23 protein-coding genes are annotated in these 22388 nt (G+C 64.5%); 7 read left to right on the top strand and 16 right to left on the bottom strand.

What is annotated here, in order from left to right:
* Positions 1-74: 74 nt before the first annotated feature.
* The 3 genes from AC0L20_RS35515 to AC0L20_RS35505 all read right to left on the bottom strand — a co-directional run bounded on the left by AC0L20_RS35515 (position 75) and on the right by AC0L20_RS35505 (position 1973).
* Positions 75-1238 (bottom strand): winged helix-turn-helix domain-containing protein, encoded by a 1164-nt coding sequence (locus AC0L20_RS35515; RefSeq protein WP_473295058.1) that lies wholly within the window; start codon positions 1236-1238, stop codon positions 75-77.
* A gap of 115 nt (positions 1239-1353) precedes the next feature.
* On the bottom strand, positions 1354-1608 hold the full coding sequence (locus AC0L20_RS35510) for a hypothetical protein (RefSeq protein WP_456765653.1): 255 nt from the start codon (positions 1606-1608) through the stop codon (positions 1354-1356).
* 119 nt (positions 1609-1727) lie between these two features.
* The gene (locus AC0L20_RS35505) at positions 1728-1973 is read right to left on the bottom strand and encodes a hypothetical protein (protein WP_473262787.1); all 246 of its coding nucleotides are present in this window, start codon (positions 1971-1973) and stop codon (positions 1728-1730) included.
* Between the two features lie 506 nt (positions 1974-2479).
* On the opposite strand from AC0L20_RS35505, the gene AC0L20_RS35500 reads away from it, so the two are divergent.
* The gene (locus AC0L20_RS35500) at positions 2480-3121 is read left to right on the top strand and encodes an OmpA family protein (protein WP_473295057.1); all 642 of its coding nucleotides are present in this window, start codon (positions 2480-2482) and stop codon (positions 3119-3121) included.
* A 57-nt stretch (positions 3122-3178) separates the two neighbouring features.
* Here AC0L20_RS35500 and AC0L20_RS35495 read toward each other — a convergent pair whose 3' ends face one another.
* Entirely contained in the window at positions 3179-4609 is a 1431-nt protein-coding gene (locus tag AC0L20_RS35495; protein WP_473295056.1) for a phospholipid carrier-dependent glycosyltransferase, read from the bottom strand.
* 51 nt (positions 4610-4660) lie between these two features.
* On the opposite strand from AC0L20_RS35495, the gene AC0L20_RS35490 reads away from it, so the two are divergent.
* Complete coding sequence (locus AC0L20_RS35490) at positions 4661-5362, top strand: FecR family protein (protein WP_456765656.1); 702 nt, start codon at positions 4661-4663, stop codon at positions 5360-5362.
* A 2-nt stretch (positions 5363-5364) separates the two neighbouring features.
* The gene (locus AC0L20_RS35485; RefSeq protein WP_473295055.1) at positions 5365-6519 is read left to right on the top strand and encodes a hypothetical protein; all 1155 of its coding nucleotides are present in this window, start codon (positions 5365-5367) and stop codon (positions 6517-6519) included.
* A 157-nt stretch (positions 6520-6676) separates the two neighbouring features.
* Here the strand turns inward: AC0L20_RS35485 and AC0L20_RS35480 are convergent, their stop codons facing one another.
* The 3 genes from AC0L20_RS35480 to AC0L20_RS35470 form a co-directional block, all read right to left on the bottom strand.
* Positions 6677-7165 (bottom strand): VOC family protein, encoded by a 489-nt coding sequence (locus AC0L20_RS35480; RefSeq protein ID WP_473295054.1) that lies wholly within the window; start codon positions 7163-7165, stop codon positions 6677-6679.
* A 43-nt stretch (positions 7166-7208) separates the two neighbouring features.
* Positions 7209-7637 (bottom strand): VOC family protein, encoded by a 429-nt coding sequence (locus AC0L20_RS35475; protein ID WP_473295053.1) that lies wholly within the window; start codon positions 7635-7637, stop codon positions 7209-7211.
* Positions 7638-7769: 132 nt separating this feature from the next.
* Positions 7770-8282, bottom strand: a complete 513-nt coding sequence (locus AC0L20_RS35470; protein WP_473262780.1) for a cupin domain-containing protein — start codon at positions 8280-8282, stop codon at positions 7770-7772.
* Between the two features lie 128 nt (positions 8283-8410).
* Between AC0L20_RS35470 and AC0L20_RS35465 the strand changes: the two genes are divergently transcribed.
* A complete protein-coding gene (locus tag AC0L20_RS35465) occupies positions 8411-8629 on the top strand; it encodes a CsbD family protein (RefSeq protein WP_007606928.1) in 219 nt (72 codons plus the stop codon).
* Between the two features lie 68 nt (positions 8630-8697).
* On the opposite strand, the gene AC0L20_RS35460 is transcribed toward AC0L20_RS35465, so the two are convergent.
* The 5 genes from AC0L20_RS35460 to ggt all read right to left on the bottom strand — a co-directional run bounded on the left by AC0L20_RS35460 (position 8698) and on the right by ggt (position 14907).
* Positions 8698-9162, bottom strand: a complete 465-nt coding sequence (locus AC0L20_RS35460; RefSeq protein ID WP_007606926.1) for an FKBP-type peptidyl-prolyl cis-trans isomerase — start codon at positions 9160-9162, stop codon at positions 8698-8700.
* Between the two features lie 60 nt (positions 9163-9222).
* Positions 9223-11514 (bottom strand): xanthine dehydrogenase family protein molybdopterin-binding subunit, encoded by a 2292-nt coding sequence (locus AC0L20_RS35455; RefSeq protein WP_473295052.1) that lies wholly within the window; start codon positions 11512-11514, stop codon positions 9223-9225.
* A 2-nt stretch (positions 11515-11516) separates the two neighbouring features.
* Complete coding sequence (locus tag AC0L20_RS35450; protein WP_473295051.1) at positions 11517-12533, bottom strand: FAD binding domain-containing protein; 1017 nt, start codon at positions 12531-12533, stop codon at positions 11517-11519.
* A 4-nt stretch (positions 12534-12537) separates the two neighbouring features.
* Positions 12538-13152 carry a (2Fe-2S)-binding protein gene (locus tag AC0L20_RS35445; RefSeq protein ID WP_473295050.1) on the bottom strand — a complete coding sequence of 205 codons (615 nt, stop codon included), beginning with the start codon at positions 13150-13152 and terminating at the stop codon, positions 12538-12540.
* Between the two features lie 168 nt (positions 13153-13320).
* A complete protein-coding gene (gene ggt / locus AC0L20_RS35440; protein WP_473295049.1) occupies positions 13321-14907 on the bottom strand; it encodes a gamma-glutamyltransferase in 1587 nt (528 codons plus the stop codon).
* A gap of 184 nt (positions 14908-15091) precedes the next feature.
* On the opposite strand from ggt, the gene trhO reads away from it, so the two are divergent.
* Positions 15092-15859 carry an oxygen-dependent tRNA uridine(34) hydroxylase TrhO gene (gene trhO, locus AC0L20_RS35435; RefSeq protein WP_473295047.1) on the top strand — a complete coding sequence of 256 codons (768 nt, stop codon included), beginning with the start codon at positions 15092-15094 and terminating at the stop codon, positions 15857-15859.
* Positions 15849-16067 (top strand): SlyX family protein, encoded by a 219-nt coding sequence (locus AC0L20_RS35430; protein ID WP_007606917.1) that lies wholly within the window; start codon positions 15849-15851, stop codon positions 16065-16067. The genes trhO and AC0L20_RS35430 overlap by 11 nt, the downstream gene beginning before the upstream one ends.
* Before the next feature lie 6 nt (positions 16068-16073).
* On the opposite strand, the gene AC0L20_RS35425 is transcribed toward AC0L20_RS35430, so the two are convergent.
* Together AC0L20_RS35425 and AC0L20_RS35420 are read right to left on the bottom strand one after the other, a co-directional pair.
* Positions 16074-17978: a sensor domain-containing diguanylate cyclase gene (locus tag AC0L20_RS35425; RefSeq protein ID WP_473295046.1), complete on the bottom strand. Its 1905-nt coding sequence runs from the start codon at positions 17976-17978 to the stop codon at positions 16074-16076.
* Positions 17979-18149: 171 nt separating this feature from the next.
* Entirely contained in the window at positions 18150-18365 is a 216-nt protein-coding gene (locus AC0L20_RS35420; protein ID WP_007595236.1) for a hypothetical protein, read from the bottom strand.
* 110 nt (positions 18366-18475) lie between these two features.
* Here AC0L20_RS35420 and hemE point away from each other — a divergent pair, with 110 nt between their 5' ends.
* Positions 18476-19510: a uroporphyrinogen decarboxylase gene (hemE, locus tag AC0L20_RS35415; RefSeq protein WP_473295045.1), complete on the top strand. Its 1035-nt coding sequence runs from the start codon at positions 18476-18478 to the stop codon at positions 19508-19510.
* A 203-nt stretch (positions 19511-19713) separates the two neighbouring features.
* Here the strand turns inward: hemE and hemC are convergent, their stop codons facing one another.
* On the bottom strand, positions 19714-20694 hold the full coding sequence (gene hemC, locus AC0L20_RS35410; protein WP_473295044.1) for a hydroxymethylbilane synthase: 981 nt from the start codon (positions 20692-20694) through the stop codon (positions 19714-19716).
* A gap of 25 nt (positions 20695-20719) precedes the next feature.
* The gene (locus AC0L20_RS35405) at positions 20720-22345 is read right to left on the bottom strand and encodes a GMC family oxidoreductase (RefSeq protein ID WP_473295043.1); all 1626 of its coding nucleotides are present in this window, start codon (positions 22343-22345) and stop codon (positions 20720-20722) included.
* Positions 22346-22388 lie beyond the last annotated feature (43 nt).

Here is a 22388-nt window from a genome sequence, read left to right as displayed (position 1 = left end):
CCGTTTGTCTCCGCGGAAGTGAAAGAGGTGGATTACGCTTCGCTAATCCACCCTACAGACCGACGAGGCGCATTTCACTCCGCCAGTTGAAACTTCTCAAAACGATCGAGCTCCTCCTCGATCTTCCCTTTCAGCTCCTTGCGCCCCGCGGTCTTCTTCCCCTCGCCGACCCAGGTCCATTTCTGCATCAGCAGCTTCTTCGCCTGCCGATCGGTCTTCAGATCGAGCGCGGCGACGATCTCGTCGCCGACCAGCACGGGCAGCGCGAAATAGCCGAGCTTGCGTTTGGCCTTCGGCACATAGGCCTCGAACAAATGGTTGTAGCCGAAGATGAGATTGGTGCGCTTGCGCTGGATGATCAGCGGATCGAACGGCGAGAGGATATGGACGAGATCCGGCGGCGCGCGCTCGTCCGGCTTGAGCGCAGAAGGCAGTGCCCAGTGCTCCTGCTTGCCGGCACCGTCGATGGCCACAGGCACGAGCTCGCCACGGCGGACGCGCGAGGCGATCAGGGCAGCCACCGCCGTCTTGCGCGGCGCGTCGAGATGGCAGACCGAATCAAGGCTCACGACACCTTGCGATCGCAGCGCACGATCGAGCAGATAGGCCGTGATGTCCTTTGCCGACGCCGGCTTCGGCAGCTTGTCCCAGCCGAAATGGCGGGTCATCAGCTCATAGGTCTTGAGCATGCCCTGGCGTTCGCTGACGGTCACGGCCCCCGTATAGAAGGCGAGCTGCAATGCCCGCTTCGAGGGCTTTCGGCTTTGCCAGAGATGCTCCTTCTCGGTGAGCACGTCGTCCTCGATGTCGCGGATCGTCAGCGGACCGGCGCGCACCAGCCGCATCACCTTGCGCATGTCGGCAGGCTTCACCGAGGCGAACCATTTGTGCCCCTCACGACGGTGCTCGCGCATCGCCGGCAGGAAGAAGCGGAAGTCGCCGGCCGGCACGTAGGACAGCGCATGCGTCCAATATTCAAAGACGCTCTTGTCGACGCTCTGGGCGTGGCGCAGGTCGGCGCGGCGGTAGGACGGGATCCGGCTGAACAGGATGTGGTGATGGCAGCGCTCGATCACGTTGATGGTGTCGATCTGCACATAGCCGAGATGGGCGACCGCGTCGGAGACGGCTTGCGCGCCGTCACCGAACGGCGCGCGCTCGTCCAGCCGCTGAGCATGAAGCCAGATTTGCCGGGCCTGTGTCGTAGTGAGTGGGATCGGTTTGGGCGCGCGGGACATTGCAGGAGGGAATGTAGCGGAATTCGCGCCGGGAGAAAGAAGCGGACCGGATTCAGCAAAAGAAAAGCCGCGCTGCCATCTGCTGACAGCGCGGCCGCTTGGCTTGGCCGAGGCCCTATTTCATCATCATGGCTTTCTGCGCCTTCATGTAATGCATGCAGCCGCCCTTCATCTTGCCATTGCTCATATCGGTATTGGCCATGGCCATTTCCTTGTTGGCCGCGACCTTGGCCGGGGTATCGGCCGTGCCCATCATCATGGCTGTCGATTTCATCATGTTATCGCCGGTGCACGCCATCATGGCGGCGGATGCCGGTGAAAGGGAAAGCGTGAACGCGACAAAAGCGGCGGCTGTGAGCAAGATTTTCATCGAAAAGTCTCCTCCGTAAAACGAAGCCGGCGTCATACCGGCCTTCGCAATACGTATTCTCCGGCGAAGACGTTTCGGGGAGAAGACAATTTTCTTGCTGCGCTGCGAAGGCGGAGGGCTCAGCGGCCAGCTTTCGGGGCTTTGGACCGGTCGCCAACGCTGCCTGTTGCGACATCGGGTTCGCACGATGCCTTGCCGCGCTCCTCCGCCTGGCAGCGATAGACACTGCCGGTGAGACGATCGACCAGCCACATGTTCTCGTCGGTCGGCGCTTGAAACCCGACATAGCGGGAGGTCAGCCCCGTGATCAGTGTCGACAGCAGGATCGCCACCGCGATCATCGCCGCGCCGATGTATATGGGCATGGAGCTCAGGGACACGGTCCGATCCGGCGGGCCACTGCGATAGAACTGGTAATCACTTGGCCTCGGCACTGGATGGAACTCGGCTCCCTTCGTTGCGCTTGTCGGAGGCTCCGCCCTAGGCGTCCATCTGGCCGAAAAATTGTCCGCAGACAGGCCATCACGCGACGGCTTTGCGACAATCGGTCAGCACAGGTTTCCCTGAGTGAACCGGGCCCCGGCACCCGAGCGGCACCTGGGCGCGCGGTCCTCAGTGATGCGGATCACGACCGGGCTGCGACGGCTCGAACGCTCGGCGGGCAGCATGCGACCACTCTCTTCACGCGTCAGCATTCGTCCTTGGAGCGGACCGTGGGTCGGCCCTCCATGAACCCGAAACCGCTTGAAATTCGCTGCATGGCCCCGGAGGGCCCCGTTTCCACCGTGACCAAGATCACACCAGGGGTTTTGAACCTGCCCTATGCTTGCAGCATCAAATAGCCATCAGGCGTCACAGCGAGGATACGACAATGACCCGTTTCAATAAGTCTTTTGCACTGAAGGCGATGACCCTCTCGGCAATTCTGTCGATGACAGCCGGCTTGGCTATGGCTGGCGACGGCAATGTCTCTACCAACCAGATTCTGGATGCATTGAAGCCGAAGCCGGCGACCCGCGGTCTGTCCGCAGGTCCGCAGGCCGATCCGGCGGTGCAGGCCAAGGAATCGACGTTCCTGAACACCGTGCGCAACCGCTCGACGCGGTCGCTGTCGACGGGCGAGCGCGAGCAGATTGCCGAGCTCGCCGCGACCAAGCCGAAGATCGATCTGGAGATCCAGTTCGACTACAACTCGGCCGACATCGCCAAGACGTCAGTGCCGTCGGTGCAGGCGCTCGGCAAGGCGCTGTCCGACCCCTCGCTGAAGGGCTCGACCTTCGTGGTCGCCGGCCACACCGATGCGGTCGGCACCGAGGGATACAATCAGGGGCTCTCCGAGCGGCGGGCTGACACCATCAAGAAATATTTGGTGCAGAATTACGGCCTCACCGGCACCGATCTCGTCACCGTCGGCTACGGCAAGACCAAGCTGAAGGACACCGCCAACGGCGCCGACCCGATCAACCGCCGCGTTCAGGTCGTGAACATGGACACCAAGACCGCGTCGAAGTAATTCACAGGTCATCGCCCATAAAGGCGCCGCCTGCCGTTCCCCCGGCAGGCGGCGATGTCATATCCAGCTTTGGAAGAGCATCAGCCGGTTGAAGGTCTGCATCGACGTGCCGACGAAGGCCGCCGAGATCGGCAGCATGGCGGCAAAGCCTGCTGCCGCGACCGCGACATAGGCCCACAACAGCCAGCGTGGCAGACCGTCCCGGCGCAGCACGTACACCAGCGCGAGCGACGCCACGGTCGCGGCCGGCAGATAGTAATAGATGAAGGCGAGCGTGCGCGGCAGCAACGCCCAGGCTAGCCAGGATCCGAAATAGAAGACTGCGATCAGGAACGCATCCCGGCGACGCGCGACGACGAAGTCGCGCAGCACGACGGCGAGCGCGAGCAGCGCCGGCCACAGCACCAGGGGATTACCGAGGAAGACGATCGCGGAGACATTGTCGTCCGCGCCCTTGTCGAACAGGAACCACACCGGGCGCGCGAGCAGCGGCCATGACGGCCACGCGCTCATATAGGTGTGGCCGGCGATGGCAGTGGTGGTGTTGTCGGCGAAGATCCGGCGCTGCGCCTCGACCAGATCCGGCAGCGACACGCCGTAGAGCGGGACGAAGGCCGCAAGATATGTCGCCGCGGGCAGGACGATGAAGCAGAGCACGACGTGATGTAGTCTGAAGTCGGGCCAGAGATCGGGCCGGTACCAATCCCCCGGCTTCGCGTCGGCAAACATAGTGTGCCAGCCCTGCATCAGGCGGATCACCGCGACGATGACGATGCAGATTCCGAGCGGAAAGAGGCCGCTCCATTTGCAGGCCGCAGCGCAGCCGAACAGGCTGCCGGCAGCCGCGAACAACGCATGAGGACGATCCTTTCGAAAACCGTGCATGAAGGCGGCAATTGCGAGCAGGCCGAAGCCGAGCGCAAAAATGTCGAGCATCGCGACGCGCGCCTGCACGTACAGCATCTGGTTGCAGCCGGCGATCAGCGCAGCGGCGATCGCAGGCCCTTGCGGGGCGAACAGTGCGAGGCCGCACAGATAGATCGCGACGATCGCGAGGGCGCCAAACAACGCCGCGGGATAGCGCCAGCCCAGCGCGGTGTCGCCGAAGACCGCGATCGATAGCGCGATCAGCTCTTTCGCCAATGGCGGATGCATCGGATTGAGCATCGGCTGCGACATCGATGGTGCCAGCATCTGCCGCGCCGCCGGCACGTAGTGCACCTCGTCGAAGACGAACTTCTCCGGCGTCGAGAGGCCGATCAGCAATGCGAGATGCGCGACCAGGAAAATCGCGACAGCAATCACTGCGCTCCGCGACACCTTCGGAACCGCCGGCAAGTCGAATCGCATTTGTGGGGATGTTTTGCGTGGCAAATTTGCGTCACCGCGGAGAATAATAGACATCGCAGTTTTCATTGAACGCATTCTGCCGCAACTGTCACTAAGCATAACGCAGGTCTCGCGCTGCTTGTGATAATTCCGCCACATCGCAAGCGCGCCTGATCCGGTACGATCAGGGACACATCGATCGGTTGCGAAATGAATTTGCGTTTCTGGCTTTTCTCCACGCTCTTCTCGACCGCCTTTTGCGTGGCCCCTTGCGCGCAGGCGCAGACGCGCGTCGGTGAAGCCGTCGTGATTCAGAATGAAGTCGTTCGCGTCGCCACGACAACGACGCCGATCAGCGTCGGCGACAGCATGCTGCGGGACGAGACCGTGCGCACCGGCGCCGGCAGCGCGGCGCGCTTCGTGATGGCCGACAGCACCAATCTGTCGCTCGGTCCGAGCGCGACGCTCAAACTCGACCGCACCGTCTTCAACGACGAGCACAGCTATCGCGACGTCGCAATCCGCATGACGACCGGCGCATTCCGTTTCGTCACGGGACATTCCGAGAAGACCGCCTACAAGATCACGACCCCGCTCGCGACCATCGGCGTGCGCGGAACCACGCTCGATATCCTGTCCCAGCGCGGCCGCTCGGTCGTCGTGCTGCAGGACGGCGCCGCCAGTGTCTGCACGACGAGCCAACAATGCGTGCAGCTCACCCAGCCCGGCGACACCGCAATCATCACCTCGACCGGCGGCAAGGTCTCTATCAGTAAAACCAATACGCCGCCCTGGACCTTTGCCGCGACCTGTGCCGCGAGCGCGGGACTGTGCGCGGTCAACCAATATGCGGACGCGTCGCCGACCATCACGCCCGCCGTCCATGACGACGGCATGCTGTGCGGACGCTGACGATGGCGGTATTCAACGTCAGGCGCTTCATTGTCGCGAGCGTGCTGACCGCCGCGGCTACGTTTGCGTTTGCCGCGTTCGATGGCCGTGCGGCAGCCGCCGCCACGATTTGCGAGTCCGAGTGCGGAGAGCCGACGCCCTCCCCTTCGCCGACATATTCACCGACGCCGACCTACAGCCCCTCGCCCTCGCCCAGCCCCTACCCGTCATCGTCGCCGAGCCCTTTTCCGTCCTCCTCGCCGAGCCCGACGCCGACGCCAACCGGCGCGGATTCCAGCGGCGGCTCGATCGGCGGCCTTGCCAATCAGCGCTTCAACCAGATGATCACCAACCGGGTGCTCGGCACGGTGCTGCTCGGCGTGAACGAGCAGGTCAATTGCAGCAACTGCGTCAGCGCGTTCGGCTCCGCCGGCTCGTTCTCGGCCGGCATCCACGGCCGCAAGGAGCTGACCAACAATCTGTCGCTGCTCGCCGGCATCGCCTACACGCAATACAGCGAAGGCGGCTACAACATCACCAGCGCGCCGATCGGCGCATTCGCGCTGCGCTATGACTTCACCGACTGGGGCTCGTCGCGTCCGTTCTTCGACGTCGGCACGATCCTGACGCCGTGGGAGAAGGCGCGCTACACCCGCAGCTACAACACCAGCCTCGGCCCGGTGAGCGTCACGAGTTCGACCAACGCCGCGAACTACGCCGTCTACGGCCGCGCCGGCTGGATAAGTCGCGTGTCGCCCCGCGACGAGGTCGCCGCCTCGATCGAGGTCTGGCAGCTCTGGCAGCGCGTCTCAGGCTACACCGACAGCGCAGTGGCGTTCAATCCGTTCGACGCCAGCATCGCGACCGGCAACGACCGCACCAGCCTGGTCAAGATCGGGGGCCAGTGGACGCATCTCTACGGCAGCAATATCGAGGCCAACATCAATGGCGGCTGGGTGCAGTCGTTCGCTGCCCACAGCGGCATCGTTGCCACCGTGACCGGCGACGGCGTGGTAGTGCCGACCATGGGCAACCAGGGCTGGTTCGAATATGGCGGGCGGCTCGGCTTCCGCGTGCAGAAGGGCTGGATCGTGGACCTGTTCGCCAACGGCACGCTCGGCCCGCAGCCGGTCGGCAACACCATCCATGGCGGCGTGGGGCTGCGGATCAATTATTAGCGGCGGAGCCTTCGCCTCAAATTCCGCTGTCGTGCCCCGGCTCGACCGGGGCATCCAGGACGCCGCGGCCTATCGATTGACCAACGACCGTCTCGGCGTACCGGATCGCCCGGTCAAGCCGGGCGATGACAGTGAGTATGCGGCAAGGGCACGCCCTTCACGCCGCCGACTTGCCCTCGAACGCGCGGCGCAAGGTTTCCACGTCCAGCTTGACCATCTTCATCATGGCCTGCATCGCGCGTGCGGCAGCCGCCTTGTCGGGGCTCGAAAGGAATTCGAACATCACCTTCGGCACGACCTGCCAGGCCACGCCCCAGCGATCCCTGAGCCAGCCGCACTGCTCTTCCTTGCCGCCATGGGCTAGGAACGCATTCCAGACGCTGTCGACCTGGGCCTGATCGTCGCAATTGATCATCAGCGAGATCGCGTGGGTGTATTCCATCTTCATGCCGCCGTTGAGCGCGACCAAAGGCTGTCCCGCCACCGAGAATTCGACGACGAGCACGGAGCCTTCCTTGCCGGACGGGCCATCTGAAACGTTGCGCTGAACGTGCGTAATCTCCGAATTCGGAACGAGCGAGACGTAGAATTTCGCGGCTTCCTCGGCATCGCCGTTGAACCACATGCAGGGAACGAGCTTGGACATCGTGAATGCTCCTCTTCGGTTTCTTGCTGTTGTGGGGCTTGGATCAGGCGTTCGCCATCTCGGACTGCGCCGCGAAGGCTGCCATGTCCATCCAGTTCACGCCCCACATGTGGCCGTCCGGATCCTCGAAGCTGCGGCCGTACATGAAACTGTATTCGTCTTTCGGGCTGGGATCGGCGACCCCGCCTGCAGCCTCGGCCCTGCTGACGATATCGTCGACCTCGGTCCGGCTATCGGCAGACAGGCAGAACAGCGCCTGGTTTGAGGTCTTTGCATCCGAGATCGGCTTCGGCGTGAACTGACGGAATTTCTCGTGGGTCGTCAGCATCGCGTAGATGGTCTCGGAAAAGACCATGCAGCTCGCTGTTTCGTCGCTGAATTGCGGGTTCCTGGTCGCACCGACCGCCTCGTAAAAGGCAGTGGCGCGCTTGAGGTCGGTCACGGGCAGATTGAGGAAAATCATCCTGGGCATCGGAGCTCCTTGGGCGGGGTTCTGCCCAAGGACGGACGGCCAGGCGGCGATCCGACACGGCTTCCGGATCTTTTTTTGGACCCTTGCCTGCGAGGTTCTGTCGCACAGAACCCGCCGGCTTTCAGGCGCTTCTCACTTCTTTTCGTTCGGATCGCGGTGAATGGGATCGACCCACAGCACGGTCTCGGGCTTCTCGATCGGCTCGATGTCGAGGTTGACCGCGACCGCCTCGCCGTCGCTGCGCACCAGGACGCATTCCAGCACCTCGTCCGCGCTGGCGTTGATCTCCTGATGCGGCACATAGGGCGGGACGAAAATGAAGTCGCCGGGGCCGGCTTCCGCGGTGAATTGCAGGCTCTCGCCCCAGCGCATCCGCGCCTTGCCCTTCACCACGTAGATGACGCTTTCGAGATGGCCGTGGTGGTGCGCACCGGTCTTGGCGTCGGGCTTGATGCTGACCGTACCCGCCCACAATTTCTGCGCACCGACGCGCGCGAAATTGATCGCGGCCGCGCGGTCCATGCCCGCCGTCGACGGAACGTTGGTATCGAGCTGGTTGCCGGGAATGACGCGCACGCCGTCATGTTTCCAGCGATCGTCGTGATCGTGGTCATGGTGGGAATGCGAATGGTCATGGCCGGTCATGAGACTTGCTTTCTGTTGGTTCCGTGTGCGGCAAACTAACCCAAAGCCGCGACATCGAGCCATAACAAAATCGGAACCCTCATAGCCGTCGAACGTTGTCCTAGCGAGCAAAACGCGAGGAGAGTTTCATGGGTAGCACGACCGACAAGATCAAGGGCACCGCAAACGAGGCAATGGGCAAGGCCAAGCAGGGCGTCGGTGAAGCCACCGGGTCCGAGCGCCTGAAGGGTGAAGGTGCAGTCCAGGAAGTGAAGGGCAAGGGCCAGCAGGCCATGGGCGACGCCAAGGACGCCGCGAAGGATGCGGTCGATCGCGCAGCCGCTGCGGCCAAGCGCGCGACGGAATAAGACGAGATGACACCGTCGCACTGAAAGCGAAAAGACCGGCCGAGAGGCCGGTCTTTTTGTTTGCGGGCTTACTTCACCCCGAGCAATTCCACGTCAAACATCAGCGTCGCGTTTGGCGGGATTACGCCGCCTGCGCCGCGGGCGCCATAGCCGAGCTGCGGCGGAATGATCAGCGTACGCTTGCCGCCGACCTTCATGGAGGCAACACCCTCGTCCCAGCCGGCGATGACGCGCCCCTTGCCGATCGGGAATTCGAACGGCTCGTTGCGGTCAACCGACGAGTCGAATTTCTTGCCCTTCTGGCCATTCTCGTAGAGCCAGCCGGTGTAGTGCATCACGCAGATCTGGCCGGGCTTGGGCGAAGCGCCGGTGCCAGCGACGCTGTCGGTGATCTGCAAACCTGAAGCTGTGGTCATGGTCTTCCCTGCGGTCTGGGCCGAGGCCGTGGTGGAAACGAAATCGGACACGCCGGCGATCACGGTGATCGCGAGTGCCGACATGATGGCGAGGAGCACGCGCTGTAAACGCTGCATAAGAGACCTTCCGTTTGAGGCGCAAGGTGTCTAGCGCAACGCCGACGCCGTTTCCACCCCTCACACCTCGATATTTTCGAGTCGCACGGGCAGCTTGCGAATACGCTGGCCCGTGGCGTGATAGATCGCATTGCAGATCGCCGCATTGGTGCCGACATTGGCGAGCTCGCCGAGGCCCTTCACGCCTGCCGGGTTGATGTGATCGTCCTGCTCGGAAAGCAGCAACACCTCGACACCGGGCACGTCGGCATTCACGGGCACCAGATAGTCGGCAAGATTGTCGTTGACGTAGCGCGCATTGCGCTCGTCGATCTCGGTGGCCTCCAGCAGCGCCGAGGACATGCCCCAGATCAGGCCGCCCATGAGCTGGCTGCGCGCCGTGCGCGGATTCATGATGCGGCCCGCCGCGAACGCACCCACCAGCCGGGGGCAGCGAATTTCATGGGTAAAGCGGTTGACGCGGACCTCGACGAACTCGGCACCGAAGGCATAGGCGACCTTGTCCTTCATCTGATGGCCACCGACGAGCCGCGCGTGCCCGCTGTGCATCGCCGTGAAGGAATCCAGCGGCGCGCCTTCGGGCTTCCACTCGCCATATTCCTCGACGATGCCGACGCCGAGCGCGTCGAAGGCCTTCTCGAGATCGAGTGGACGATCGCTCTGCGCCGCCTGCGTGCTCGGCGCCTGGCTGATACCGACAGTCTCCTTGGCCTTGTCGGCGAGACTGTCGCCCGGCATCACGGCCTTGAACAGCCTTTGACGAATCCGGTCGCACACCATCATCACCGCCGAGCAGGTGCTCGCAGTCGAGTTCGAACCGCCGGCAACAGGCGCCGGCGGCAGATCGCTGTCACCCAGGAAGACCGCGACCTTCTCCAGGGGCACGCCGAGCCGCTCGGCCGCGGTCTGGGCGATGACGGTATAGGCACCGGTGCCGATCTCGTGACCGGCGATCTCGACCCGGGTACGGCCGTCGCGCTGGAGGCGAACGCGTGCGGCAGAGGGCGCCATCTGCGTCGGATAGCAGGTGGCGGCACAGCCATAGCCGACCAGCCAGTCGCCGTCCGACATCGATTTCGGCTGCGGCGAGCGCTGCGACCAGCCGAACGCCTTCGCGGCCTCGTCGAAGCACGCCATCAATGACCGCGACGTGTAGGGCTTGCCGCCGATCGGCTCGACATTGGTGTCGTTGATGCGGCGGAGCTCGACGGGATCCATGTTCAGCTTCACCGCGAGCTCGTCCATCGCGCTCTCCAGCGCGAAGAGATACGGCACCTCCGGCGGGGAGCGCATGAAGCCGGGCGTGTTGCGGTCGGCGCGCACGATCGACACCAGACTTGCGACGTTCGGGCAGGCATAGAGCCGCGTCGTCGTCTTGGTGCCGCCGACACAATAGGCATCCGGACGCGACGAAACCTCCGCGCCGTCATGCCTCAAAGCCACCAGCTTGCCGTCCCGACCCGCACCGAGCCTGATCTCATGGCGCGTCTCGGCGCGATAGGTCGCGATGGTGAAACCCTGGTCACGGGTCGGCACCAGCTTGATCGGCCGGTTCAGGCGTTTGGCAATGCCGGCGATGATGGCGGTGCGGGGCGTCATCGAGCCGCGCGACCCAAAGCCGCCGCCGACATAGGGATTGACGACGCGGACCTTGTCGGCGTCGATGCCGAGCTGCTCGGCGACGCCGTTCTTCAGGCCGTAGACATACTGGCTGCCCTCATAGATGACGAGCTCGTCGCCCATCCAGGCGCAGCTCGTCGTAAACAGCTCCATCGGATTGTGGTGCTGGGTCGGCGTTTCATAGGAGGCGGTGAGCTTGACCTCGGCCGCGTCGAACGCCTTGGCGAAATCGCCGACCTCCGGGTCTTCCTTGAACTGTGCGTTCTGTCCCTTTGCCGCTGCCGTGGTGGTCCCCGGCGACTCGAAGCTCGCACTCGGCGCCACGGCCGTGTAGCTGACCTTGACGCGATTGGCGGCTTCGCGCGCCGCCTCGTAACTCTCGGCGATGACGACGGCGATGATCTGGCCGTCATGGGCGATGTCCGCCGATTTCAGCGGCTGGATCGTGGTGCCGGCATAGCCGCCATTGCTGAACAGTTTTGATTCCTTCAGCTTCGGAGCGTTCTCGTGCGTAACGATGTCGATCACGCCGCGGACCCGCTTGGCATCATCGAGATCGAAACCGTCGATGCGGCCCTTGGCGATGGCGCTGGTGACCAGGACTGCGTAGGCTGGATTGTCGAGCGGCATGTCGGACGCATAAGTCGCCCGGCCCGTGACCTTTGCGGCCGCGTCATAGCGCGGCACGGCACGGCCCATGTTTGCTTTCGGCTCGGGAGCTGCAGCGGTCATGATCAGATCTCCATCGTTACGGCCTGCTGGAGCGCGCGCGCCACCACGCGCTTGCCGAGCGCGATCTTGAAGCCGTTGTGCCGGCGGCCCTTGGCGTCGGCAAAGGCGGCATCGGCCACACGCTGCGCCAGACCGTCGTCGAATGTCTGTCCCTTCAGCAGCGCCTCCGCCTCGCGCGCCCGCCACGGCACGGTGGCGACGCCGCCGAGCGCGACACGCGCGTCCCTGATCGTGCCATCCTGCACGTCGAGCGCGACCGCAGCCGACGACAGCGCGAACTCGTAGGACTGCCGGTCGCGCGCCTTGAGATACACCGAGCGCGGCCAGCGGCCGTGAACGGAGAACGCAGAGATCAGCTCACCGGGCTGAAGCGTGGTCTCGATGTCGGGCGTCCTGCCGGGCGCCTTGTGCAAGTCCGCGAACGGCAGGTTGCGCGTGCCGGACCTGCCGGTGATCTCGACCTTCGCATCGAGCGCGATCAGCGCCTGGGCAAAATCACCGGGATAGGTCGCGATGCACTGATCGGACGTGCCGAGCACCGCATGCATGCGGTTGACGCCATCCATGGCGGCACAGCCCGAGCCAGGATTGCGCTTGTTGCAATTCTCATAGGAGACATCACGGAAATAGCTGCAACGCGTTCGCTGCATCACGTTGCCGCCGAGCGTCGCCATGTTGCGCAGCTGGGCGCTGGCAGCGAGCTTCAAGGAATGCGCGATCACCGGATAGTTGCGTTGGATCTCGGCATGCGCGGCCACGTCGGACATCTTCGCCAGCGCGCCGAGCCGCAAGCCGTCACTGCCGAGCTCGATCGCCGACCAGCTGCGCGCAAGCGGATTGATATCGACGATCGCGGCGGGCCGCATCACGTCGAGCTTCATCAGGTCGATCAGCGTGGTGCCGCCCGCGAGCGGCTGCGCAGTAGCCTTGGTCAGCGGATTGTTCGCGGCCGCGGCAGCGCTGAGCGCCTGCACGGCCATGTCGGGGTCTGTTGCCCTTTGATACGAAAACGGTCGCATGCGCCTAGCCTTTCATGATCTCGGGCGCGGCCTGCTTCACGGCGGCGACGATGTTGGGATAGGCGGCGCAGCGGCAGATGTTGCCGCTCATGTATTCGCGGATGTCGGCCTCGCTGCCCGCATGCCCTTCCTTGACGCAGGCCACGGCGGACATGATCTGGCCCGGCGTACAATAGCCGCATTGAAATGCGTCGTTGTCGACGAAGGCCTGCTGCATCGGATGCAGATGATCGTCGGTGGCAAGGCCTTCGATCGTCGTGATCTCCTGCCCCTCGGCCGCGAGCGCGAGCGTCAGGCACGAGACCACGCGTCGATCGTCGATCAGCACCGTACAGGCACCACATTGGCCGTGGTCGCAGCCCTTTTTGCTGCCGGTGAGCTTGAGATGCTCCCGCAGCGCGTCGAGGACCGTCGTGCGCGCGTCGATGCGCAGGCGCTTGTCCTTGCCATTGACCCGCAGCGTGACGTCGACGGGAAGCGCCGGATCCTGGGCGGCCGACGCGCTCGCATCCTGTGCGACCGCACGCGCCGTCATCGGGACCAGCGCACTGCCGGCAGCGCCCGCCATGAAGGCGCGCCGATCGAATCCGGATGGTCCGGAACCTGGTTTTTCGGACATGGGAGGGCCTCCGCCGCTTCGGGCAAGCAGCGCACGCCTGCACCGCTCATCGGCCCTTAACCTGAAGCAATGAGCTCCGTTCCGAACGAGAAAGGGCGACGCAGCAAATGCCGCGTCGCCCCTTCGTCAACTTTTCCTGATCTTGCGCCGGGAACCGGTGCGCGGTGGTCAGTAGCCGAGCGCGCAACCGTCTTTGCGCGGATCGGAACCGCCGGTGAGCGTGCCCTTGTCCCAGTCGATCCAGATCGCCTGCGCGCCGCCGAGCGGACCGACGACGCTGGCGGTCTTGTGGCCGAGTTTCTTCAGGCCTTCGACGATATCGGCCGGCACGCTGTCCTCGAGCTGGTACTGGCCCTCGTAATGCAGGCCGCGCGGCATATCGATCGCCTCCTGCACGTCGCAGCCATAATCGAGAATGTTGGTCAGGACATGGGTCTGGCCAACCGGCTGATACTGTCCGCCCATCACCGCGAACGGCATCACGGAACGGCCGCCCTTGGTGAGCAGGCTCGGCATGATCGTGTGCAGCGGACGCTTGCCGCCGGCGATGCAATTCGGGTGGCCGGGCTGGATGCGGAAGCCGCCGGCGCGGTTCTGGAGCAGGATGCCGGTCTTGTTCGAGACGATCGCCGAGCCGAAGGAATGCGCGACCGAGTTGATGAACGAGCAGACGTTGCGGTCCTTGTCCACGACGGTGATGTAGATGGTCGAGGGATTCATCGGCGGCGCGACGTTCGGCAGGTCGAGCATGCCGTCCATGCGGATCTTGTCGATGTGCTCGTTGCAGTATTCCTTGGCGAGGATCTTGGCGACCTCGACCTGCATATGCTCGGGATCGGCGACATGCAGCTCGCGGTGCATGTAGGCGATGCGCGCGGCCTCGGCTTCGAGGTGGAAGCGCTCGACGCTGAGAGGCGCGTATTTGGTCAGGTCGAACCGCGACAGGATGTTCAGCATCAGCAGCATGGTGAGGCCGGGTCCGTTCGGCGGGCACTGCCAGACGTCGTAGCCCTTGTACATGGTACCGATCGGCGTCGTCGTTTCGGTGGTATGCGCGGCGAAATCGTCGAGCGTGTGCAGGCCACCGATTCCGCGCAGGGTCTCCACCATGTCTTCCGCGATCGGGCCCTTGTAGAAGGCGTCGCGGCCGTCCTTGGCGATCGCCCGCAGCGTCTTGCCGAGCTCCGCCTGGCGGATGATGTCGCCGGCCACCGGCGGCCTACCGTGCGGCAACAGATAGCGCTCGGTGTTGGTGCCAGCCTTCAGCTTCTCGAACTGGTTCTTCCAGTCGAAGGCGATGCGAGGGGCGACGACGTAGCCTTCCTCGGCGGCCTTGATCGCGGGCTGTAACAGCCGGTCGAAGCCGAACTTGCCGTGATCGCGCAAAACGGTCGCAAAGGCGTCGATCACGCCGGGGATCGAGACTGCATGCGCCGAGGTCAGCGGCACGGAATTGATCTTGCGCTCGAGATACCAATCGGCGTTCGCCGCCTTCGGCGCGCGGCCGGAGCCGTTATAGGCGATGATCTTGCCCTCGCCGCGCGGCTGGATCAGCGCAAAGCAGTCGCCGCCTATGCCGGTCGATTGCGGCTCGATCACCCCGAGAATGGCCGAGCCCGCGACGGCCGCGTCCACCGCCGTGCCGCCCTCGCGCAGCACCTCGATCGCGGCGAGCGACGCCTGCGGATGCGAGGTCGCCACCATCGCGTTGGTGGCGTGGACCGTGGACCTGCCGGGGAAATGGAAGTTTCTCATCGAATTCTTGCTCTCGTTGGCGTCTGGCGCGGATGGCGTGTCGTTTCGGAAAAGTCGGGCCTACATGACACATTCCGGCCGGCCGGGGCAATGCTGGCATGCCAGGGAAATGGCTGCCATCCGTTGGGAATAGAGCTGCTCGTTGCGGGTTTTCCGGGCACGCTGCGCCTGCTAAACGGGCGCCATGATTTACAAGGTCGCCGCCTTCTACCAATTCGCCGCCCTGCCCGATTACCGCGAGCTGCGCGAGCCGCTGCGCGCGTTCTGCGCCGGCCTGGCGGTGAAGGGCAGCGTGCTGCTCGCGCAGGAGGGCATCAACGGCACGGTCGCGGGCCCGGGCGAGGCGATCGACGCCCTCGCCCAAGAGCTCGCGCACGGCGACATGTTCAGCGGCAGGTTGAACAATCTCGAACTGAAGTTCTCGACCGCCGAGACGATGCCGTTCGGCCGGCTCAAGGTTCGGCTGAAGAAGGAGATCGTCACGCTCGGTGACGAAGCCGCCGATCCGACGCGGCAGGTCGGCACCTATGTCGATGCGAGCGAATGGAACGCGCTCATCGCGGCGCCCGATACGCTGGTGCTCGACACCAGGAACGCCTTCGAGGTGGCGATGGGGACGTTCGACGGCGCGCTCGACCCCGGCATCAGGAGTTTTGGCCAGTTCAAGGATTTTGCGGCCGAGCAGCTCGATCCCGCCAAACACCGCAAGATCGCGATGTTCTGCACGGGCGGCATCCGCTGCGAGAAGGCGAGCGCGCACCTGCTCGCGCGCGGCTTTGCCGAGGTCTATCACCTCAAGGGCGGCATTCTCAAATATCTGGAAGAGGTGCCGGAGGCGGAGAGCCGCTGGCGCGGCGAATGCTTCGTGTTCGACGAGCGCGTCGCGCTCGGCCATGGTTTGCAGCAACTTGGCTCGCCCGAACGAAATAAGGACGCGGCACGTGACGAATGAGATCAAGACGCTCGGCGAGCGCATCGACACGCTGGAGACCCGCCTCGCCTATCAGGACGACGCGATCGAGACGCTGAACCAGACCATCACCGCGCAATGGAAGCAGATCGACGCGCTGACGCGGAGGATCGCGGAGCTCGGCGAGCGGCTGCAGGAGGCCGAGGCGAATGCGCCGGGAGCGGCCAATGAGCGTCCGCCGCATTATTGAGCGGGGTTACTGACCGGACGCCTTGAGCAGGAGGTTGCTCACCTCGCCCGACATCATCAGCCGGTTGCGCCCGGCCTCCTTGGCGGCATAGAGCGCCTGGTCGGCGGCCTCGATCAGCGAGACCACGCCGGCCGTGCGCTCCAGCGCCGGCCGGCACGCAGCACCGCCGAGCGAAGCGGTGACGCAGCCAGCCACATGATTGCTGGTGTGGACCAGGCCCGCATCACGGATCGCCCGTCGAATCCGGTCGCCGATCAGGGCGCAGCCCGCTGCGTCGGTGTTCGGCAGCAGCATGGCGAACTCCTCGCCGCCGTAGCGCGCCGCAAGATCGCCGGAACGCTGCGCCTCAGCAGCGATGATCTGGGCCACCTGCCGGAGGCAGGCATCGCCCGCGGGATGGCCGTAGTCGTCGTTGTAAGACTTGAAGTGGTCGACGTCGATCATCAGCAAAGAGAGGCTGGAGCGCTCGCGATAGGCACGCGCCCACTCCTCCTTCAATCGTTCATCGAAGCGGCGGCGATTTGCAAGCCCGGTGAGGCTGTCCTCGATCGCGAGCGTTTCCAGCCGGGTCTCGAGCTTCTTCTGCTCGGTGATGTCGCGCGAGATCGCAACCACGCCGTCGACGCGGCCATTCTCCTTGCGGGTCACCCGCATGGTCGATTCGAGCCAGACTTCAGCATTCTGCCGGTGCGCGTTGCGATAGGTGACGCGCACCTCCTCCTTCTCGCCGCGTTTCATGGCGTCGACGAGAGCCTGCACCTGCGGCCGGTCGTCCGCGTGAACGCCGGCGAGCGCAAGGGTACCGATCAGCTGATTGGCGCGCCAGCCGACGACGCCAATCGACGATGGCGAGACATAGCGCAGCCGCTCGTCGAGCCCGATGCGGGTGACCATGTCACTGGAGCCTTCGGCAAGCAGTCGGAAATGCGCTTCCTTCTCGACCAGCGCGGCCGCCATGCTCTGGCCGCGTTGCAACTGCCGCACCAGCACCGCACCGATGATCGCGATCAGCATGACCAGCGCGAGCACGTAGACCATGCGGGAGATCGCCGCAGCACGCCAGGGCGCCAGCAGTTCGGCCTTATCGACGGTGGCGAGCAGGACCAGCGGATAGCGGCCGGAGCGCTTGAAGAAGCTGACGCGTTCGGCGCCGTCGAGCGGCGACTTGAAATGATAGGCGCCGCCCGGCCGCTGCAGGCCGGCGTCGCGAAACAGCGGCGTATCGGCAACGCTGCGACCGACGAACCTGTCGTTGCTCGGGTTGCGCGCGATGATCAGGCCGTCGCCGTGCGTCAACGCCACCGAGCTGTTGCGGCCGATCTCGAACTGTTCGTAGAAATGCGAGAGATAGTTGGAGCTGATGGTCGCGAGCACCACGCCGCCGAAGCTGCCGTCGGGCTTGTTGAAACGGCGCGACAGGGTGACGACCCATTCGCCGTCGAGCAGGCTCTTCACGGGACGGCCGACATGGGGCTCCCGTTTCGGCGAGAGCTGGTGATAACGGAAGAACGCGTCGTCGTTGAGGGTCGAGCCGATCGTGCCGGGCGAGGTCAACCAGTTGCCGTGTTCGTCGATGATGGCGAGGCTGTGGACACGCTCCATCGCCTTCTTGCGCGCCTCCAGCAGGGTTCTGAGCTTGGCGATCGTGGCCGGCTCGGCGCCGTCCATCTCCAGCCGGCTGACGACGCCGACGACGCCTGAGTCCAGCAGATCGAGGCTGTCCTCGGCATGCTGCGTCAGCGAGCGAGCAACATTCGCCATCTCGGTCTCGGCACCCTTGAGCACAGCGTCCCGCGCCGCCCATTCGCGCCAGCCGCTGACGCCGAGGATGGCCACGCAGGTCAGCGCGACGAACGCAGCCGCCCGCAGGGGCAGGCGGCTCCATCCGGCTCTTTGGCTCACAGCGCTCATGCAGCAGAAATCTCCGATCTCCGGAACTTCTGCTGCTTCTGTTATTGAACTCTGAAACGCCGGGATAAATATGCAGTGATGTTGCCGGTTTCCCGTAGTCGTACGTACGCCGGAATCGGCGCATCGCTAACAAGGCATTAGCAAACCTATCGGAATCCGGCGCACCCCGCCTTAGCTGAAGATGGCCTTAACCTTGTCCCAGAGCGAGGGATTGTCGGCCTCCGCATCGGCCTTCGAGGGCGTCGGCTGGGCAGCACTCACGGGATCGGACGCGGGGAAGGTATCTTTCAGCCCGGCGTCGAGCTTGGCGTGGCGGTCGGCGGCGAGCGCTTCGTGCAGATCGTCGGCGTGCTTGTCATGCGGCGCGGGGTTGAATGTCTCAGCCATGGTCTCGTCCTCCGTTGGCTGGTCAACGCGGTCCAATTGCGCTTGGTTCCCCTGTTCCGCTGAGCGCCGCGGCGGTGTATCAGGAGCCCTAACCATCTTCAGGACCGTTCGTGCCCCAGTCTGCGACAAAACCCTTTATCGACGTCCTCTCCGGCCAGCGGCAGGTCATTCCGCCGGTCTGGATGATGCGGCAGGCCGGCCGTTACCTGCCGGAATATCGCGAGGTGCGCGCCAAGGCCGGCGGCTTCCTCGACCTCTGCTTCAACCCGGAGCTTGCCGCCGAGGTGACGCTGCAACCGATCCGGAGGTTCGGCTTCGACGCGGCGATCATCTTCTCCGACATCCTGGTGATCCCCTATGCGCTCGGACGTTCCGTGCGCTTCGAGGTCGGCGAGGGTCCGCGGCTCGAACCGCTGGATGATCCCGCCAAGGTCGCGACACTGGCGAAGCAAGCCGATTTCGGCAAGCTCGCACCGGTGTTCGAGGCCCTCAAGATCGTGCGCGGGGCGCTCGATCCCAGGATCGCACTGATCGGCTTCTGCGGCGCGCCATGGACGGTGGCAACCTACATGGTCGCCGGCCAGGGCACGCCCGACCAGGCGCCGGCGCGGATGATGGCCTACCGGCATCCGGAGGCGTTCGCAGCTATCATGGACGTGCTGGTCGAGAACTCGATCGAATATCTGCTGGCGCAGCTTGCGGCCGGCGCCAATGCCTTGCAGATCTTCGACACCTGGGCCGGCGTGCTGCCACCCGCCGAGTTCGTGCGCTGGTCGATTGAGCCGACGCGGCGCATCGTCGAAGGCGTGCGCGCCAAGGTGCCGGATGCGAAGATCATCGGCTTTCCGCGCGGTGCCGGTGCGCAACTGCCCGGGTTCGTCGAAGCGACCGGTGTCAACGCGGTCAGCATCGACTGGACCGCGGAGCCGGCCTTCATCCGCGAGCGCGTGCAGAGCAAGGTTGCGGTTCAGGGCAATCTCGATCCGCTGGTGCTGATCACAGGCGGCGCCGCGCTCGACCGCGCGGTCGACAACACGCTGGCGAATTTCGCGCAGGGGCGGTTCATCTTCAATCTCGGCCACGGTATCCAGCCTGAAACGCCGATCGCCCATGTCGAGCAGATGCTGAAGCGGGTGCGGGGCTGATTTATTTTGCGCCTGGGGAGCGGGAAAACAAAAAAGCGCGAAAACAACCCCATGCACAGTAGAGAGGCCACGCCCGATCAATGACTTAGGGCGGACGGAAATCAGATGCGCCGTCATCACATCAGGTCGCGCCAACATTTGATCCGTCGGGCAAAACAGGCGCATGATGCCATCATCGCACCTATGCCCGCCTCGCGGCCGACTTAGCTCGGCCGGCTCCGCTCGATGATCTCGGCGGCGCCCCTGGCCAGCAGATCCAGTCCCACCGCACGGCCGAGTTCGCGGGGGCGATCGGCAGGACCCGAACGCAAGGCTTCAATGATGGTGTTGCCGGAGAGATCGAGCACGGACGCGGTGAGCGACATCTGATCGCCCGCAATGGTCGAAAAGCCCGCCACCGGCGAATTGCAATGGCCGTTCAGCACCCACAGCACTTCGCGCTCGGCATCGGCGCAGGCGTGAGCAGCGGGATCGTCGATCGATGCGAGGATGCGACGCGTCTGCCAGTCCTGTGCCGCGCATTCGACGGCGACGATGCCCTGCCCCGCTGCCGGCAGCATTTCCGCTGCGGAGAATTCGTAGCCGATGCGATGGGAAAGGCCGACGCGGTCGAGGCCGGACCGCGCCATGATGAGCGCATCCGCAGGCCCCACCGCGCCGCCATCCGGCAGGCGTTGCTTCTCGCCATTGTCCAGTTTTCGCACGCGCGTGTCGGCCGCGCCGCGGAAATGGATGATCTCGACGTCGGGAAACAATCGCCGCGCATAGGCGGCGCGGCGGACGGCGTTGGTGCCGATCTTGAAACCCTTGCCACGAGATTGGCGCAATGCCTCCAGCGTCACGCCGTTGCGCAGCACCAGCGCGTCGTTGGGAGGGTCGCGCGAGAGCGTGGCACCGATCACGAGACCGGGCGTGTCTTCGTTGCCGGGCATGTCCTTCAGCGAATGCATCGCCGCCTGGAGCTCGCCCGACAGCACGGCGGCGCGGATCTGCGCCACGAAAGCACCGCCCTTGCCGCCATGGGGCAGCAGCTTGCTGGTCTGGTCGAGATCGCCCGTGGTGTCGAATTTGACGATCTCGACGTCGAGATCGGGCATGGCGGCGGTCAGGCGGCGCGCGATCTCTTCCGTCTGTGCCAGCGCCATCGCGCTCTTGCGTGTGCCGATCTTGAATCGCGTAGCCAAGCCCAAATCCTCTCGAGACGCGAGTTTACCGCGCATCCTCCAATATCATGTCGGAGGCCTTTTCGGCGATCATGATGATCGGCGCATTGGTGTTCCCCGATACGAGATCGGGCATGATCGAGCCGTCGACGATTCGAAGGCCCTCGAGGCCCCTCACCTTCAGCCGCTGATCGACCACCGCGAGCGCATCATTGCCCATACGACAGGTCGAGGTCGGATGGTAGATGGTGCTGCCCCGCTCACGGCAATAATCCAGCAGCTCGGCATCCGTGGACACCTTCGCTCCGGGATCGTATTCGTCGACCACGAACGGCTTCAGCGCCGGTGCATGCAATATCTTGCGCAGGATCTTCAGGCCTTCCACGTTGGTGGTGCGGTCGGTCTCGGTCGACATGTAGTTGATGCGGATCTCCGGCGGCACCGTCGGGTCGGCGCTTTTGATGCGCAAGGACCCGCGGCTTTCGGGACGGAGTTGGCATACCGACGCGGTGAAGCCGGAGAAACCATGAAGTTTCTCGCCCATCTTGTCGGTCGAGAACGGCAGGAAATGGACCTGGATGTCCGGCGAGGCCAGCCGCGGACTGGTCTTGAAGAAGGCGCCCGCCGTGCCTGCCGCGATCGTCAGCCAACCTTTGCGGAACAGCGCATAGCGCGCACCGGCCATGGTGCGGCGGAGCGGATGATTGACGGTGTCGTTCAGCGTGATCTTCTGCGAGCAGCGCATCACGATGCGGACCTGCATGTGGTCCTGGAGATCGTGCCCGACGCCCGGCGCGTCCAGCACGACATCGATGCCGTGCTTGCGCAGGAGGTCGCCGGGTCCGACCCCGGAGAGCTGAAGCAGCTGCGGCGAGTTGTAGGCGCCGCTCGACAGCACGACCTCCTTGCGCGCGCGGGCGCGGCGCAAATTGGCGCCCTGACGGTATTCAACGCCGACCGCGCGGCGGCCCTCGAACAGCACGCGCTGGCCGAGCGCACCAGTTTCGATCTTGAGATTGCCGCGGCCCTTGGCGGGGCCGAGATAGGCCACCGCCGTCGAGGCGCGGCGGCCGTTGCGGGTCGTGGTCTGGAACAGGCCGACGCCTTCCTGGGTGGCGCCGTTGAAATCAGGATTGTAGGGCAGACCGGTCTCGACCGCGGCGTCCATGAAGGCCTTCGACAGCGGATCGGTCACCACCATGTTGGACACCGGCAGCGGGCCGCCGCTGCCGTGGTATCGGTCGGCGCCGCGCGACTGGTTCTCCGCCTTCTTGAAATAGGGCAGCACGTCGTCATAGCCCCAGCCGGCGTTGCCGCGCTGACGCCATCTGTCGTAATCCTCGTGCTGGCCGCGGACATAGAGCAGGCCGTTGATTGAGCTCGATCCGCCCAGCGTCTTGCCGCGCGGCTGAAACACCTGGCGGCCCTTCAGCTCGGGCTCCGGCTCGGTCTGGTACATCCAGTTGACGGTCTTTTCCTTGAACAGCTTGCCGTAGCCGAGGGGCACGTGGATCCAGATGTTGGAATCCTTCGGGCCTGCCTCGAGCAGCAGCACGCGGTGCTTGCCGTTGGCCGACAGCCGGTTGGCGAGCACGCAGCCGGCAGAGCCGGCACCGACGATGATGTAGTCGAACTCGGGATCGGAGGGCGTCAGGGAGGAAGTTGCGTTCATGCGCTACTGTTCTTTTTGTTGGTGTGGGCGTTTCCAATCATCA

Source organism: Bradyrhizobium sp. Kon58 (genome assembly GCF_055807455.1).
Note: the sequence above shows the minus strand (reverse complement) of the source record. Positions and strands in the feature narration are given on the sequence as shown.

Excerpts from the sequence above, each read along its gene's own strand:
- AC0L20_RS35515 (WP_473295058.1), bottom strand. The coding sequence starts at position 1,238 with ATGTCCCGCGCGCCCAAACCGATCCCACTCACTACGACACAGGCCCGG.
- AC0L20_RS35510 (WP_456765653.1), bottom strand. The coding sequence starts at position 1,608 with ATGAAAATCTTGCTCACAGCCGCCGCTTTTGTCGCGTTCACGCTTTCC.
- AC0L20_RS35505 (WP_473262787.1), bottom strand. The coding sequence starts at position 1,973 with ATGCCCATATACATCGGCGCGGCGATGATCGCGGTGGCGATCCTGCTG.
- AC0L20_RS35500 (WP_473295057.1), top strand. The coding sequence starts at position 2,480 with ATGACCCGTTTCAATAAGTCTTTTGCACTGAAGGCGATGACCCTCTCG.
- AC0L20_RS35495 (WP_473295056.1), bottom strand. The coding sequence starts at position 4,609 with ATGTGGCGGAATTATCACAAGCAGCGCGAGACCTGCGTTATGCTTAGT.
- AC0L20_RS35490 (WP_456765656.1), top strand. The coding sequence starts at position 4,661 with ATGAATTTGCGTTTCTGGCTTTTCTCCACGCTCTTCTCGACCGCCTTT.
- AC0L20_RS35485 (WP_473295055.1), top strand. The coding sequence starts at position 5,365 with ATGGCGGTATTCAACGTCAGGCGCTTCATTGTCGCGAGCGTGCTGACC.
- AC0L20_RS35480 (WP_473295054.1), bottom strand. The coding sequence starts at position 7,165 with ATGTCCAAGCTCGTTCCCTGCATGTGGTTCAACGGCGATGCCGAGGAA.
- AC0L20_RS35475 (WP_473295053.1), bottom strand. The coding sequence starts at position 7,637 with ATGCCCAGGATGATTTTCCTCAATCTGCCCGTGACCGACCTCAAGCGC.
- AC0L20_RS35470 (WP_473262780.1), bottom strand. The coding sequence starts at position 8,282 with ATGACCGGCCATGACCATTCGCATTCCCACCATGACCACGATCACGAC.
- AC0L20_RS35465 (WP_007606928.1), top strand. The coding sequence starts at position 8,411 with ATGGGTAGCACGACCGACAAGATCAAGGGCACCGCAAACGAGGCAATG.
- AC0L20_RS35460 (WP_007606926.1), bottom strand. The coding sequence starts at position 9,162 with ATGCAGCGTTTACAGCGCGTGCTCCTCGCCATCATGTCGGCACTCGCG.
- AC0L20_RS35455 (WP_473295052.1), bottom strand. The coding sequence starts at position 11,514 with ATGACCGCTGCAGCTCCCGAGCCGAAAGCAAACATGGGCCGTGCCGTG.
- AC0L20_RS35450 (WP_473295051.1), bottom strand. The coding sequence starts at position 12,533 with ATGCGACCGTTTTCGTATCAAAGGGCAACAGACCCCGACATGGCCGTG.
- AC0L20_RS35445 (WP_473295050.1), bottom strand. The coding sequence starts at position 13,152 with ATGTCCGAAAAACCAGGTTCCGGACCATCCGGATTCGATCGGCGCGCC.
- ggt (WP_473295049.1), bottom strand. The coding sequence starts at position 14,907 with ATGAGAAACTTCCATTTCCCCGGCAGGTCCACGGTCCACGCCACCAAC.
- trhO (WP_473295047.1), top strand. The coding sequence starts at position 15,092 with ATGATTTACAAGGTCGCCGCCTTCTACCAATTCGCCGCCCTGCCCGAT.
- AC0L20_RS35425 (WP_473295046.1), bottom strand. The coding sequence starts at position 17,978 with ATGAGCGCTGTGAGCCAAAGAGCCGGATGGAGCCGCCTGCCCCTGCGG.
- AC0L20_RS35420 (WP_007595236.1), bottom strand. The coding sequence starts at position 18,365 with ATGGCTGAGACATTCAACCCCGCGCCGCATGACAAGCACGCCGACGAT.
- AC0L20_RS35405 (WP_473295043.1), bottom strand. The coding sequence starts at position 22,345 with ATGAACGCAACTTCCTCCCTGACGCCCTCCGATCCCGAGTTCGACTAC.